13 protein-coding genes are annotated in these 14,217 nt (G+C 64.0%); 4 read left to right on the forward strand and 9 right to left on the reverse strand.

Translation table 11 applies throughout. The features are described from left to right. Nucleotide 1: 1 nt before the first annotated feature. The 5 genes from lepA to rpoE all read right to left on the reverse strand — a co-directional run bounded on the left by lepA (nt 2) and on the right by rpoE (nt 5,862). Nucleotides 2–1,801: a translation elongation factor 4 gene (gene lepA, locus JYG34_RS20400; RefSeq protein ID WP_050703987.1), complete on the reverse strand. Its 1,800-nt coding sequence runs from the start codon at nt 1,799–1,801 to the stop codon at nt 2–4. A gap of 272 nt (nt 1,802–2,073) precedes the next feature. Next, nucleotides 2,074–3,480, reverse strand: coding sequence for a DegQ family serine endoprotease (locus JYG34_RS20405; protein ID WP_434011768.1), 1,407 nt, complete (start codon nt 3,478–3,480; stop codon nt 2,074–2,076). Nucleotides 3,481–3,680: 200 nt separating this feature from the next. Further along, nucleotides 3,681–4,646, reverse strand: a complete 966-nt coding sequence (locus tag JYG34_RS20410) for a MucB/RseB C-terminal domain-containing protein (RefSeq protein WP_213658065.1) — start codon at nt 4,644–4,646, stop codon at nt 3,681–3,683. A gap of 12 nt (nt 4,647–4,658) precedes the next feature. Then, nucleotides 4,659–5,249, reverse strand: a complete 591-nt coding sequence (locus JYG34_RS20415) for a sigma-E factor negative regulatory protein (RefSeq protein ID WP_011535353.1) — start codon at nt 5,247–5,249, stop codon at nt 4,659–4,661. Between the two features lie 31 nt (nt 5,250–5,280). After that, nucleotides 5,281–5,862, reverse strand: coding sequence for an RNA polymerase sigma factor RpoE (rpoE, locus tag JYG34_RS20420; RefSeq protein WP_011535354.1), 582 nt, complete (start codon nt 5,860–5,862; stop codon nt 5,281–5,283). A 438-nt stretch (nt 5,863–6,300) separates the two neighbouring features. Here rpoE and nadB point away from each other — a divergent pair, with 438 nt between their 5' ends. Beyond that, nucleotides 6,301–7,911 (forward strand): L-aspartate oxidase, encoded by a 1,611-nt coding sequence (gene nadB, locus JYG34_RS20425; protein ID WP_213658066.1) that lies wholly within the window; start codon nt 6,301–6,303, stop codon nt 7,909–7,911. Here the strand turns inward: nadB and JYG34_RS20430 are convergent. Next, the gene (locus JYG34_RS20430; RefSeq protein ID WP_213658067.1) at nt 7,892–8,365 is read right to left on the reverse strand and encodes a protein YgfX; all 474 of its coding nucleotides are present in this window, start codon (nt 8,363–8,365) and stop codon (nt 7,892–7,894) included. The genes nadB and JYG34_RS20430 overlap by 20 nt on opposite strands. Beyond that, a complete protein-coding gene (locus JYG34_RS20435) occupies nt 8,349–8,603 on the reverse strand; it encodes a succinate dehydrogenase assembly factor 2 (protein ID WP_213658068.1) in 255 nt (84 codons plus the stop codon). Before JYG34_RS20435 ends, JYG34_RS20430 begins: the two co-directional genes overlap by 17 nt. Before the next feature lie 132 nt (nt 8,604–8,735). Between JYG34_RS20435 and JYG34_RS20440 the strand changes: the two genes are divergently transcribed. Together JYG34_RS20440 and JYG34_RS20445 are read left to right on the forward strand one after the other, a co-directional pair. Beyond that, on the forward strand, nt 8,736–9,677 hold the full coding sequence (locus JYG34_RS20440) for a YgfZ/GcvT domain-containing protein (protein WP_213658069.1): 942 nt from the start codon (nt 8,736–8,738) through the stop codon (nt 9,675–9,677). 55 nt (nt 9,678–9,732) lie between these two features. Continuing rightward, complete coding sequence (locus JYG34_RS20445) at nt 9,733–10,539, forward strand: HDOD domain-containing protein (RefSeq protein WP_213658070.1); 807 nt, start codon at nt 9,733–9,735, stop codon at nt 10,537–10,539. 108 nt (nt 10,540–10,647) lie between these two features. Here the strand turns inward: JYG34_RS20445 and JYG34_RS20450 are convergent, their stop codons facing one another. Both JYG34_RS20450 and JYG34_RS20455 read right to left on the reverse strand, forming a co-directional pair. Continuing rightward, complete coding sequence (locus JYG34_RS20450) at nt 10,648–12,027, reverse strand: sensor histidine kinase (protein ID WP_213658071.1); 1,380 nt, start codon at nt 12,025–12,027, stop codon at nt 10,648–10,650. Then, nucleotides 12,020–12,691 (reverse strand): response regulator, encoded by a 672-nt coding sequence (locus JYG34_RS20455; protein WP_011535361.1) that lies wholly within the window; start codon nt 12,689–12,691, stop codon nt 12,020–12,022. Before JYG34_RS20455 ends, JYG34_RS20450 begins: the two co-directional genes overlap by 8 nt. A gap of 200 nt (nt 12,692–12,891) precedes the next feature. Here JYG34_RS20455 and JYG34_RS20460 point away from each other — a divergent pair, with 200 nt between their 5' ends. Next, nucleotides 12,892–14,181 (forward strand): OprD family porin, encoded by a 1,290-nt coding sequence (locus JYG34_RS20460; protein WP_213658072.1) that lies wholly within the window; start codon nt 12,892–12,894, stop codon nt 14,179–14,181. Nucleotides 14,182–14,217 lie beyond the last annotated feature (36 nt).

Raw genomic sequence — 14,217 nt, forward strand, 5'->3', positions numbered from 1 at the left:
CCTAGCTATCCAACCTGAGCACGGCGAGGAAGGCTTCCTGTGGAATCTCCACGTTACCCACCTGTTTCATGCGTTTCTTACCGGCCTTCTGCTTCTCCAGCAGCTTCTTCTTACGGCTGACGTCGCCACCGTAGCACTTGGCCAGTACGTTCTTTCTGAGCGCCTTGACGGTTGTCCGCGCGATGATCTGGCCGCCAATGGCTGCCTGGATCGCCACATCGAACATCTGCCGAGGGATCAGTTCCTTCATCTTTTCGGTCAACGCACGGCCTTTGTAGGCGGCGTTGTCGCGGTGCACGATCAGGGCCAGGGCATCGACCTTGTCACCGTTGATCAGCACGTCCAGCTTGACCAGGTTGGCCGACTGGTAGCGATCGAAATGATAGTCCAGCGAAGCGTAGCCGCGGCTGGTCGATTTCAGGCGGTCGAAGAAGTCCAGGACCACTTCGTTCATGGGTAGGTCGTAGCGCACCTGCACCTGGCTGCCGAGGAACTGCATGTCGCGCTGCACGCCACGCTTCTCGATGCACAGGGTGATGACGTTGCCCAGGTGCTCCTGCGGCACCAGGATGGTCGCAGTGACGATCGGCTCGCGGAAATCGTTGACCGCCGAGACGTCCGGCAGCTTCGACGGGTTGTCGACGGTGATGGTCTCGCCGGTCTTGAGCTCGAGCTCGTAGATCACGCTCGGGGCGGTGGTGATCAGGTCCAGGTCGTATTCGCGCTCCAGGCGCTCCTGGATGATCTCCATGTGCAGCATGCCGAGGAAGCCGCAGCGGAAGCCGAAGCCCAGGGCGTCGGAGCTCTCCGGCATGTATTGCAGCGACGAGTCGTTCAGCGTGAGTTTCTGCAGGGCGTCGCGGAAATCTTCGAAGTCGTCGGAGCTGACCGGGAACAGGCCGGCATAGACCTGCGGCTGGATCTTCTTGAAGCCTGGCAGCACTTCGACTTCGGGCGTGCTCGACAGGGTCAGGGTGTCACCCACTGGCGCGCCGTGAATATCCTTGATGCTGGCGATGATGAAGCCTACTTCGCCGGCTTTCAGATCAGCGGTTTGCGTGTGTTTCGGGGTGAACACACCGACGCTGTCGACCAGGTGCACCTTGCCGGTGGACTTGACCAGGATCTTGTCACCCTTCTTGACGCGGCCCTGGCGCACGCGCACCAGCGAGACCACGCCCAGGTAGTTGTCGAACCAGGAGTCGATGATCAGCGCCTGCAACGGCGCGTCGATCTCACCTTCTGGCGCGGGAATGGTCTGTACCAGGCGCTCGAGCACCTCGTCGACGCCCATGCCGCTCTTGGCGCTGCAGGCCACGGCGTCGGTGGCGTCGATGCCGATGATTTTCTCGATCTCGTCCTTGACGCGGTCCGGGTCGGCCTGGGGCAGGTCCATCTTGTTCAGCACGGGCATGACTTCCAGGCCCTGCTCGATGGCGGTGTAGCAGTTGGCGACCGACTGGGCCTCGACGCCTTGACCGGCGTCCACCACCAGCAGCGCGCCCTCGCAGGCGGCCAGCGAACGCGAGACTTCGTAGGTGAAGTCGACGTGGCCGGGGGTGTCGATGAAGTTCAGCTGGTAAGTCTTACCATCCTGCGCCTTGTAGTGCAGCGTGACACTGTGGGCCTTGATGGTGATCCCGCGTTCGCGCTCCAGGTCCATGGAATCGAGGACCTGGGCTTCCATTTCGCGCGCCGTCAGGCCACCGCACATCTGGATGAAACGGTCGGCCAGCGTCGACTTGCCATGGTCGATGTGGGCGATGATGGAGAAATTGCGGATATGACTCAAATCACTCACGGGTCAACACTCGAAAAGGCTGCGAGCCGGACGCCCGCCGAAAAATAGCCGGGAATTGTACCTCAAGCTGCGGGGATATGGGAGATTCCTGATCGGCTGCCATCCCTGTCGTGCAATCCACTGTGGGAGCGGGCTTGCCCGCTAAAGCGCCAGCAGGCGCGACGCGACCTGCCGGTAGAACGCCTTCGCGGGCAAGCCCGCTCCGACAGGGAATTGTGAAATATTATGAAAAAGGGCAGCCGAAGCTGCCCTTTTCCTACTTCAGAACCCGCTTATTCAGCCAGTTTGAAGGTAATGAAGCTCGCACGCCCCTGGCGCAGCACGCGCATGGACACCGAACGGTTCTTCGGCAGTTCCTTGGCGATCTCGGTGAACTGCTTGGCCGAGGCGATGGCCTGGTTGTTCAGGTGGCTGATGACATCGCCCGGACGCAGGCCGATCAGTGCCGCCGGGCCATCCTGGACTTCCTTGATGACCACGCCGCCCTTGAGCTCCAGCGCCTTCTTCTGCTCGGCGCTCAGGTCGGCCACGGACACCCCCAGACGGTTGCTGCTGCGCTCGGCGCTGCCGTCGGCACCCAGGCCCGCACCGATGTCGGCGTCATCTTCCGGCAACGCGCCGATGGTGATGTCGAGGTTCTGGCGCTTGCCGTTGCGGATGATCTCAAGCTTGGCCTTCTCGCCATCCTTGAGGCTGCCGACCAGGTGCGGCAGGTCGGCGGACATGACGATCGGCTGGCCGTTCATGCTCAGGATCACATCACCCACCTGCAGGCCGCCCTTGGCTGCCGGGCCGTTTTCCAGGACCTGGGCCACCAGGGCGCCGGCCGGCTTGTCCAGGCCGAACGATTCGGCGAGATCCTTGTTGACCTCCTGGATCACCACGCCCAGCCAGCCGCGGCTGACCTTGCCGTCTTTCTTCAGCTGGTTCGACACGTCGATCGCCACATCGATCGGGATGGCGAACGACAGGCCCATGAAGCCACCGGAACGGGTGAAGATCTGCGAGTTGATACCCACCACCTCGCCCTTCATGTTGAACAGCGGGCCACCGGAGTTGCCCGGGTTGATGGCCACGTCGGTCTGGATGAACGGTACGTAGGTGTCGTTGGGCAGGGTACGGCCCTTGGCGCTGACGATACCCTTGGTCACCGAGTGGTCGAAGCCGAACGGCGAACCGATGGCCAGCACCCACTCACCCACTTTCAGCTTCTCGGAGTCACCCAGCTTGACGGTCGGCAGGTTCTTGCCCTCGACCTTGAGCAAGGCCACGTCGGTGCGCGGGTCGGTGCCGACCAGTTTGGCTTGCAACTCACTGCGGTCGGACAGGCGGACAATGATTTCGTCGGCGTCGGCGACCACGTGGTTGTTGGTCAGCACGTAGCCGTCGTCGGAGATGATGAAGCCCGAGCCCAGCGACTGCGCCTCGCGCTGGCGGTCGCCACGGGGCGAGCGCGGTTGCTGCGGCATGTTGCGCTCGAAGAACTCGCGGAACATCGGCGGCAGCCCTTCGAGGTCGGGCATCTGCCCGGCGGCGACGCGGCGGTCCGGCAGCTTCTGCTTGGTACTGATGTTGACCACCGCCGGTGAGGCCTGCTCGACCAGGGTGGTGAAGTCCGGCAGGGACTCCTCGGCCTGGGCGCAGAGCACCTGGCCGAGCATGAGCACGGCGGCGAACATCGAGAGATAGGTTTTCAAGCGTGGTATTGACATACGGCTCCCGTCACAACGAGCGTAGTTAGCAGTAAGGTCCCTGCAGAAGCAGGAAAGGCCAGACTCCGAGAAGCCTGACCTATAGAAAATTTGCGCCTGGATTGCAAATGACAATGCTTTAATTTCATGTCAGCTCTGTGTAACAAGAGCTGTCAGAAGGCGCGCCGTCATTGACGCGCCTGGGCATCCTGGGCCCGCATCGACAAGGCGACACGCTCGGCGGTGCCCAGAGGGATCTCGCCGACCACGGTGACCATCACCTTGCCCTTGGGCGTGGTCAGCCGACGTGATACCGCCACGGTCGGCCCGAGCTGCGTACGGATATCGTTACCGCCACTTTCGCTGATCGGTTCGAGGAACACCGAGAAGCGTGCCAGCCCATCGTCATACATCAAGCTGCTGACCGTACTCTTGTTTTGCGGATCGCGACGCACGGCACTGCTGATCAGTTCAAAACCTGGTGGCAGCCAGTCGGAACGCCAGCCGGCAACCGCCTCTGATGCAGTGGTCGCAACACGCTCCACAGGCTTGCACGCCGCGCTGGCGCTGAGGTCGGCATCGGTTGGTTGATCGTCGGTATCCAGGCGGGTCATCTGGAAGCGCTCGAGCAACTGGCCCTTGTCGCTGAGCATCAACGAACGCAGGGGCAGGCCGGTGCGTCGGTCCAGGTGCAGCTCGAAGGCGTATCGGTGCTGGTCGCGCGGAGTGAGCGTCACGATCACCGCGTCGCGGCCGGCGACGCGGGACTTGCCGGCCACGCTCAGGTCATACCAGCCCATCAGTTTCAAAGGATCGAGTACACGCGGCGCGGAGTCGGGCGGTGAACCCACTCCGCTGGCCAAAGCGCCGCTGACACATTGCACCTTGCCATCGACCCGAACGATTTCCTGGGCAGCGCCATCGAGCTGCAACAACCGCTCACTGACCTTGCCGTCGCGGACGCGATGCCAGATATCGTGGGTGGAGAAGCTGCCATTGCGTTCGTAGACGAAGGCGCCCTGGTAACTCTGCTCTTGTTCAGCTCGTGCCAGCCTGTTCAACCACTCGCTCGCCTCAGGCGAAGAGTTGGCCGCCAGGGCCTGTACCGTGAGACTGCTGCCGAGCAGCAGCGACAGGAGAGGTAGCGCGCGCATGATCCTCCTTACTTAACGGTTTTCCAGGCTGGCGGCGCGGGCGTAAGGGAGTGCGGTTTCATTACCCTTGAGTGCCGATTCCTGGGCATGCTGGCGCAGATAGCCTGGCAGGCGCTGATCCCAGCCGGCCTGGTTCTGCAGGACACCGTTGGCCATCGGGCCGGTCGGTTGTTCGCTGCTTTCACTATAGCCTGCCAGAACAGCCGGGCCTTGCGTCTGAGGCATGCTCAGGCCTTGCTGTACAGGCTGCTGTGCAGCCAGTTCGGCACCGGTGATCTCGTCCTGGTTGTAGAAGCGTACGCCTGCCAGCACCGCGACGGTTACCGAAGCGGCCACGGCCAGGCGGCCGATGCTGCGCCACGGGCCTTGCTTGACCTTCACTGGCACGGCCTCGTCGGCCAGCGCCGCGGACACTGCCGAGGCGATATCCAGCTTGGGCAGCAGCAGTTCCTTGTGCATCGCCGCGCGAGCGACTTGATAACGCGACCAGGTGGCGCGGGTTTCGGCATCGTCCGCGGCGTTCAGCACGCGACGCAGTTCAAGCTCGTCCGCTTCGTTATCCATCACCGCGGACAGCGATTCCTGCAAAGCTTCACGACTCATGGCGGTTCCTCTCTTGGCTGTCGCCGCTGTCTCAGGATTCCTGCAACAACGGTTGCAGGGCTTTATCTATGGCCTCCCGAGCGCGAAAAATTCGAGAGCGCACGGTACCCACCGGACATTGCATGACACTGGCAATGTCTTCGTAACTCAGACCATCGAACTCGCGCAGTGTCAGTGCCGTGCGCAAATCTTCCGGCAGTTGCTGGATGGTGCGATGGACAGTGCCTTCGATTTCATCCCGCAACAACGAGCGCTCTGGGGACTCGAGATCCTTGAGACCATGATCGCCGTCGTAAAACTCCGCATCCTCGGAGCTCACATCGCTGTCAGGTGGCCGTCTTCCACGGGACACCAGATAGTTCTTCGCCGTGTTGATGGCGATGCGGTACAGCCAGGTATAGAACGCACTGTCACCGCGAAAATTACCGAGCGCCCGGTATGCCTTGATGAAGGCTTCCTGCGCCACGTCTTGCGCTTCATGGGTGTCGTGGACGAAACGCACGATCAACCCGAGAATCTTGTGCTGGTACTTCAACACCAACAGATCGAACGCTCGCCTGTCGCCGCGCTGCACGCGCTCGACAAGCTGCTGATCCTCTTCCTGGGTTAGCATGAACACTCCTCAATGAACTCGAAGGAGCGTTGCAACAGCCATCGTTCAGGCTTGCATACATAGACTCGGGCTTTGCGCAAAAGTTCTCCCCTCCAAGCAAGTTTCCTGCGGCCCTCGGTCGGCTCGCACGAAAGACGCGGCGCGGTCACGGCCGGCTGCGTCGATAATCTGGTTTCATACACGCAGGTGTCAGCCCGGGATAGAGCTGCCGCCGTGCGTCGCCGCGACAAAATGTGGCGTGCGGGCAGCCTTCATAGGATTTGCGGCACCGCCGGAAAGTTCCCCAGAACGTCGCCATTGCTCCGCAAGCGCCATTGGAAATCAGGCACCCGGGGCTGCTATAAAGGCATCCCCGGCCAGGTTTCACGATAGTTTCACAATGCCATCTGCGCTCGACTATTGTGCCGTGCCCCCTCCAAAGATTACTAGTGTCCCGACATGAGCAAACAATTCCAACATGATGTCCTGGTGATCGGTAGTGGTGCCGCCGGTCTCAGCCTGGCACTGAACCTCCCTGGCCACCTGCGCATCGCCGTGCTGAGCAAGGGCGACCTGGCCAACGGTTCGACCTTCTGGGCTCAGGGCGGTGTCGCCGCAGTGCTCGACGACACCGACACCGTGCAATCCCATGTCGAAGACACCCTCAACGCCGGGGGCGGCCTGTGCCACGAGGACGCGGTGCGCTTCACCGTCGAGCACAGCCGCGAAGCCATTCAATGGTTGATCGAGCAAGGCGTGCCGTTCACCCGCGACGAACACTACAGCGTCGACGACGGTGGATTCGAGTTCCACCTGACCCGCGAGGGCGGCCACAGTCACCGGCGCATCATCCATGCCGCCGACGCCACCGGCGCGGCCATTTTCACCACCCTGCTGGAACAGGCGCGCCAGCGCTCGAACATCGACCTGCTCGAACAACGCGTGGCCGTCGACTTGATCACCGAGCGTCGCCTGGGCCTGGAAGGCGAACGTTGCCTGGGCGCTTATGTACTGGACCGCAACACTGGCGAAGTCGACACCTTCGGTGCGCGCTTCACCGTGCTGGCCACAGGCGGCGCGGCCAAGGTCTACCTCTATACCAGCAACCCCGACGGCGCTTGCGGCGATGGCATCGCCATGGCCTGGCGCGCTGGCTGCCGGGTGGCGAACCTGGAGTTCAACCAGTTCCACCCGACCTGCCTGTACCACCCGCAGGCCAAGAGCTTCCTGATCACCGAAGCCCTGCGCGGCGAAGGCGCCCTGCTGCGCCTGCCCAACGGCGAGCGGTTCATGCCGCGCTTCGACCCCCGTGAAGAACTGGCGCCCCGGGATATCGTCGCCCGCGCCATCGACCATGAAATGAAACGCCTGGGTGTGGACTGCGTGTACCTGGACATCAGCCACAAGCCTGCCGACTTCATCAAGAGCCACTTCCCCACCGTCTACGAGCGCTGCCTCACCTTCGGTATCGACATCACCCGCCAACCAATCCCGGTGGTGCCTGCGGCGCACTACACCTGCGGCGGAGTCATGGTCGATGACCGTGGCCACACTGATGTACCTGGCCTGTACGCCATCGGCGAGACCAGTTTCACCGGCCTGCACGGCGCCAACCGCATGGCCAGCAACTCGCTGCTCGAGTGTTTCGTCTACGGTCGCGCCGCCGCCACCGACATCGTGGCCCACCTGGAACAGGTCGCCATGCCCCGCGCCCTGCCCTGCTGGGATGCCAGCCAGGTCACTGACTCGGATGAAGACGTGATCATCGCGCACAACTGGGACGAGCTGCGGCGCTTCATGTGGGACTACGTGGGGATCGTGCGCACCAGCAAGCGCCTGCAGCGCGCCGAGCACCGGGTACGCATGCTGCTGGACGAGATCGACGAGTTCTACAGCAACTACAAGGTCAGCCGCGACCTGATCGAGCTGCGCAACCTGGCACAGGTGGCCGAGCTGATGATTCGTTCGGCGATGCAGCGCAAGGAGAGCCGTGGGCTGCATTACACGCTGGATTATCCGGGAATGCTGCCTGAGGCCAGGGACACGATCCTCAGCCCGGCCGCGGGCTGAGGCGTTGCCGGTGAGACCACCTGCGCCGGCTGAACTTCAGGCGCACTCTCAGGCGGCGATGCTCGTCAGGGGCAAGCGCGTCCTTGGCAACACACTGGCCTTGCCCCAACCATCGCCCCTGGCGCACAAAACGCAACACCACCAATCCCGGTAACGCCACGCTATCGCGACATAGCCGCACCGGCTGCCAGCCTCGGGCCCGGCAATACAGCCGCCAGCCTTGTGCGTCGCGGCGCAGGCCGGTGATGGCTTCAGGATGAGTAAGCAGGATCCGGCGGGGAATGACCCAGAATGCGTGGGCCAGCAAGGCAATCAGCAAAAGGCCGCAAAGCCAGGCGGGTATCGCAACAACGGCAAGCGTGATGATCGCCAGCGCCAGGCTGGCGAGGTAGGCCGTCAGCAGGCGACCAGAGCCCTGCCAACGGCACTCGAAGCTGTCACTTGGGCTGGACACGGTCCAGGATGATGCGGACCATGCGCTGCAGCTCCGGGTCTTCCGACTCGCTGCGCTCCATGAACCAGCCGAACATGTCCTGGTCTTCGCAGGTCAGCAGCCGACGGTACAGTGCGCGGTCATCTTCGCTCAGGCTTGAATAGACTTCCTGGGTGAAGGGGACCAGCAGCACGTCCAGTTCCAGCATGCCGCGGCGGCTGTGCCAGAAAAGCCGGTTGAGTTCAGTTTGTTCGACCATGGGGCCCTCCTCGAATGGTCGCGCAGTATACCGCGCAGCGGACGAAGCGACACAGGGCGTTGGTCTAGTCACCTACCTATTTTGTTACTGGCGTTCTATGATGGCCGCCAGTCTTTAGCTACCGCGATGACCATGGCCGATTCCGTTTTCTTCTGTACGCTCACTCACGAAGGCATCCTCGCAGTCCGCGGCTCCGACGCCGGCAAGTTCCTGCAAGGCCAACTGACCTGCAACCTCAACTACCTCAGCGATGACCACGCGGGCCTCGGCGCGCGGTGCATGGTCAAGGGTCGCATGCAGTCGAGCTTCCGCATTCTTCCCGAAGGCAATGGCTACCTGCTGGCCATGGCCAGCGAACTGCTCGACATGCAATTGGCCGACCTGAAGAAGTACGCGGTATTCTCCAAGGCCACCCTGACCGACGAAAGCGCGGCCTGGGTGCGCTTTGGCCTGCAGCAGGGTAGCAGCGCACTTCAGGCGCTGGGGCTGGCGGTTTCAGGTGAAGCCGGCGCGACCGTTCGCCATGAAGGCCTGATCGCCGTGACCGCCTCCAACGATCGTGTGGAGCTGTGGGTGCCCGCCGACCAGGCCGCCAACGTTCGCGAGAAACTCGCGGCGCTGCTGCCCGAGGGCAATCTCAACGACTGGCTGCTGGGCCAGGTCCGCGCCGGTATCGGCCAGGTCATGGGCCCCACCCGCGAACTGTTCATCCCACAGATGATCAACCTGCAGGCGGTCGATGGCGTGAGCTTCAAGAAAGGCTGCTACACCGGCCAGGAAATCGTCGCGCGCATGCAATACCTGGGCAAGCTCAAGCGTCGCCAGTACCGCCTTGCGCTCGACGAGACAGCGGTACCCGCGCCGGGCGCCGAGATCTTCTCGCCCACCCACGGCTCGTCGGTCGGCGAGGTGGTGTTCGGTGCCAGCACCGGCAACGCCGTCGAACTGCTGGCTGTGCTCAGCGCCGACGCGGTGGCCGATGACAACCTGCACCTGGGCAGCCTGGAAGGCCCGCGCCTGACGTTGCTCGACCTGCCTTACGAACTGGACCGCGACCGGGAAATCCAGCGCTGACCAGCCCGCCCCGCCGACCGGGCGGGGCCGCACCACCTTTGCAGTAGAGAAGTCCATGAACAAGCTGGCCGAGATGGTCCAAGCGCAATTGCTCGCAGCCATCGACAACGACGACCTGGTCCTGCCGACGCTTCCGGAAGTCGCCCTGAGCATCCGCGAAGCCGCCGAAGACAGCGAGATCAGCGTGTCCGCCCTGAGCAAGGTGATCGGCCGCGACGCTGCGCTGTCGGCGCGCCTGATCAAGGTGGTCAACAGCCCGCTGCTGCGCGCCGCCGTCGAAGTCACCGACCTGCACACCGCGATCACCCGTTTGGGTATCAACTACAGCTGCAACCTGGCCATCGGCCTGGTGATCGAGCAGATCTTCCATGCCCGTTCGCCGGCGGTCGAGCAGAAGCTGCGGGATATCTGGGCCAACAGCCTGGAAGTGGCAGGCATCAGCTATGAACTGTGCCGGCGATACACGCAACTGAAGCCCGACCAGGCCACCCTCGGCGGCCTGGTGCACCAGATCGGCGCGCTGCCCGTGCTGATCTATGCCGAAGAGCATAACGAACTGATTTCCGACCCGGTGTGCCTGCATTACGTGATCGAACAGATCCAGCCGGCGCTGGGCGACAAGATCCTCAGTGCCTGGGAGTTTCCCGAACAACTGGTCAAGCTGCCCAGCGAGATCCAGGACCTGGACCGGCGCACCGACACCCTGGACTACATCGATGTGGTGCAGATCGCTCGCTGCATCAGCCAGCGTGGGCGTATCCGACCGCTGGCGGCCCTGCCCGCCTACCGGCACCTGGGGCTGCCGTTCGGTACCGAGCTGGATATGGAAGAGTTGCTGGACGCGCGCAGCATGCTGCGTTGACCCGGCTCGCCTGTAGGAGCAGCTTTGGCCGCGATGCTGGCGCCGCGGGATTTGGCACCCGCTTCGCGGGTGATCGCGGCTGAAGCTGCTCCTACAGAGATCGCAGCGTCAATCGGCGATGAAACTTACCCGCACTTTCAAACCGCCTCGCTCGCCGTCATGCAGGCTGATCTGCGCCAAGTGCGCACGGCAGATCTCGCCGACGATGGCCAGCCCCAGGCCACTGCCCTGGGCACTGCGCCGATAGAAGCGCTCGAACACCCGCTCACGCTCCCCCTCGGGAATCCCCGGCCCATCGTCCTCGACTTCAAGCACGGCCGGCGCCAGCACCCGCAGGATCACGTCGCCGCCCGGCGGCGTGTGGGCCAGGGCATTGTCCACCAGGTTGCTGAGCAGCTCGTTGAGCAAGGTCGGCTCGCCCTTGAGCCACACCGGCGCCTCGGCCTCCAGCGCCAGGGACACGCCTCGGGCGTGGGCCAACGGCGCCATGGCCATGCCCAGCTCCCGGGCCAGCTGGCTCAGGTCCAGACGCTGGGCGCCACCCTCGGCGATCGCCCGCGCGCCGTTTTCCACCCGCGCCAACGACAGCAGCTGGTTGGCCAGGTGGGTCAGGCGATCGGTACCCTGGGCTGCGGCCTCCAGCGTCTTGCGCCATTCGTCGGGCTCTTTTGATCGCAAGCCCAGTTCGACCCGAGCCTTGAGCGCCGCCAACGGTGTGCGCAACTCATGGGCGGCGTCGGCGATGAACTGCGCCTGGCGCTCGAACTGCCCACGCAGGCGCTCGGTGAAATGGTTGAGCGCGCGCACCAGTGGCCCCAGTTCACGCTGCACCTGCACCACCGGCAGCGCGCGCAGATCATCCGGCTGGCGCTCCTCCACCGCGCCCCGCAGCCGCTCCAGCGGGCGCAACGCCGCGCTGACCGCGAACCACACCATCACCAGCGCGCCCAGCGCCAGCATTCCCAGGCGCAGCAAGGTATCGGCCATCAGGCCACGGGCCATGCGCACCCGCGCCTCTTCGGTCTCGGCCACGCGGATCTCGGCCATGCCGTTCATGTTCGGCTCGCTCACCGGCTTGAGCAGGCTGACCACGCGCACGTCCTGGCCGAGGTAGGTGGCATTGTAGAAACGCGCCAGGGCCGGGTAGTCGTCGGTGCGGGGGGTGCCCGAAGGTGGTGCGGGCAGGTTCTCGTAGCCGGAGATCAGCTTCTGGTGGATATCCAGTACCTGGTAGTAGATGCGCCCGGCGCTGTCGTAGGCGAAGGTGTCCAGGGCCACATAGGGCACATCGGCGCTGAGGGTGCCGTCGCGCTGCGAAAGGCCGGCGGCGATGGTTCGCGCCGAGGCCAGCAAGGTGCGGTCGTAGGCGGTGTCGGCAGCCTCGCGACCGTTCCAGTAGGCGCTCAGGCCGCTGGCCAGCATCAGCACCACCAGCAGCAGCGCCAGGTTGCCCAGCAGGCGCCCGCGCAGGCTGACGTTGTCACGCATCGCGATGCTCGAGCAGGTAGCCCAGGCCGCGGAAGGTGACAATGGCCACCGGATGGCCGTCGAGTTTCTTGCGCAGGCGGTGGATGTAGATCTCGATAGCGTCGGGGCTGGCTTCTTCGTCCAGGCCGAACACCTGGGCGGCCAGCTGCTCCTTGCTCATCACCCGGCCGGGCCGGGCGATCAACGCCTCGAGCACGCTTTGTTCGCGTTGAGTCAAAGTCAGCGGCTCATCGCCCAGGGTGAAACGGCGGGTGTCGAGGTCGTAGACCAGCGGCCCGCAGCGCTGCTGGCGCTCGCCGCCGAGCACGCTACGGCGCAGCAGCGCCTTGACCCGTGCCTCCAGCTCGGTCAGTTCGAACGGTTTGGCCAGGTAGTCGTCGGCGCCCAGGTTCAGGCCGTGGACCCGGTCCTTCACATCACTGCGCGCGGTGAGCATCAGCACCGGCAGGGTCTTGCCGCGCCCGCGCAGGCGCGCCAGCACCTCGAAACCGTCCAGGCGCGGCAGGCCGACATCGAGCACGGCCACGGCATAGTCCTCGCTGGCCAAGGCCAGGTCGGCGGCCACGCCGTCGTGCAGCACATCCACGGTCAGGCCCTGGCTCTTCAGAGCCTGGGCCACGCTTTCAGCCAGTTGCAGGTGGTCTTCGACCAGCAGCACACGCATCGGATTCTCCCAGCTCGGGTGGGTCGTTTGGCGCGGAGTGTACCGCCGTGAGGGGGCCTGTGAAGCCCTCGCAAGAAACCTTTCACGCTGAAAGGTTAGCGAAAGGTTGGTTACCTAGCATCGCACCACGGTCGCCCCGCGCGCCGCAAAAAGCACCAGCAAGGTGCAACACATAAGAACAATAAATGGAGTCACCGACGATGCTGTCCATGCAGCCGCAGGCGTTCGCGCCTACCCGTTCGCTCGCCGCCCGCCCGTCCGCCCTCGCCAGCGCCTTCGCCCTTGCCGGGGTCGCGCCCCTGAGCCAGGCCGCCTTCTTCGAAGACAGCACGGCCACCTTCGAAACCCGCAACATGTACTTCAACCGCGATTTCCGCGACGGCACCAGCGCGCAGCAATCCAAGCGCGACGAATGGGCCCAGGGCTTCATGCTCAACTTCGAGTCCGGCTACACCGAAGGCACGGTGGGCTTCGGCCTGGACGCGCTGGGCATGGTCGGGGTCAAGCTCGACTCCAGCAAGGACCGCACGGGCACCGGCCTGCTGCCCACCCATGACGACGGCAAGGCGGCCGACGAGTACGCCAAGCTGGGGCTCACCGGCAAGGTGAAAGTGTCGAAGACCGAACTGAAGATCGGCACCCTGATCCCCGAACTGCCCACGCTGCAGCCCAACGACGGGCGCATCCTGCCGCAAACCTTCGAAGGCGGCCTGCTCACGTCGAACGAGATCAAGGGCCTGACCTTCACTGGCGGGCGCGTGGACAAGGCCAAGGACCGCGACGACACCAACTGGGAAGACCTGGCGCTGAACAACAAGAACGGCCGCTTCGGCGGCAGCTTCAGCGCCGACAACCTCGACCTGGGCGGCGTCGACTACAAGTTCACCGACCGCATCACCGGCAGCTACCACTTCGCCCAGCTCGAAGACATCTACCGCCAGCACTTCATCGGCATGGTCGCCACCCAGCCCTGGGGCCCGGGCACCTTCGGCGCCGACCTGCGCCTGGCTGTCAGCGACGACGCCGGCGCCGCCAAGGCCGGGCGCATCGACAACACTACCTTCAACGGCATGCTCAGCTATGGACTTGGCGGGCACAAGGTCAGCGCCGCCTGGCAGCAGCTGTCCGGCGACAGCGCCTTCCCCTATGTCGATGGCGCCGACCCCTACCTGGTCAACTTCGTCCAGATCAACGACTTCGCCGGTGCCGACGAACGCTCCTGGCAAGTGCGCTACGACTACAACTTCGCCGCCCTCGGTATCCCCGGGCTGACCTTCATGACCCGCTACATCAACGGCGACAACGTCAGCCGCGCCGATGGCAGCGAGGGCAAGGAGTGGGAGCGCAACACCGAATTCAAGTACGTGGTACAAAGCGGCCCGTTGAAAAACGTCGCCGTGCGCCTGCGCAACGCCACCTTCCGCTCCAACTTCACCCGCGACGCGGACGAAGTGCGGCTGCTGGTGAGCTACAGCGTGGCGCTGTGGTAAGTGGTAAGCGGTAACCCATAACAACAATGCTCATGG

The organism is Pseudomonas entomophila, from assembly GCF_018417595.1.
GTDB classification, from domain to species: domain Bacteria; phylum Pseudomonadota; class Gammaproteobacteria; order Pseudomonadales; family Pseudomonadaceae; genus Aquipseudomonas; species Aquipseudomonas entomophila_C.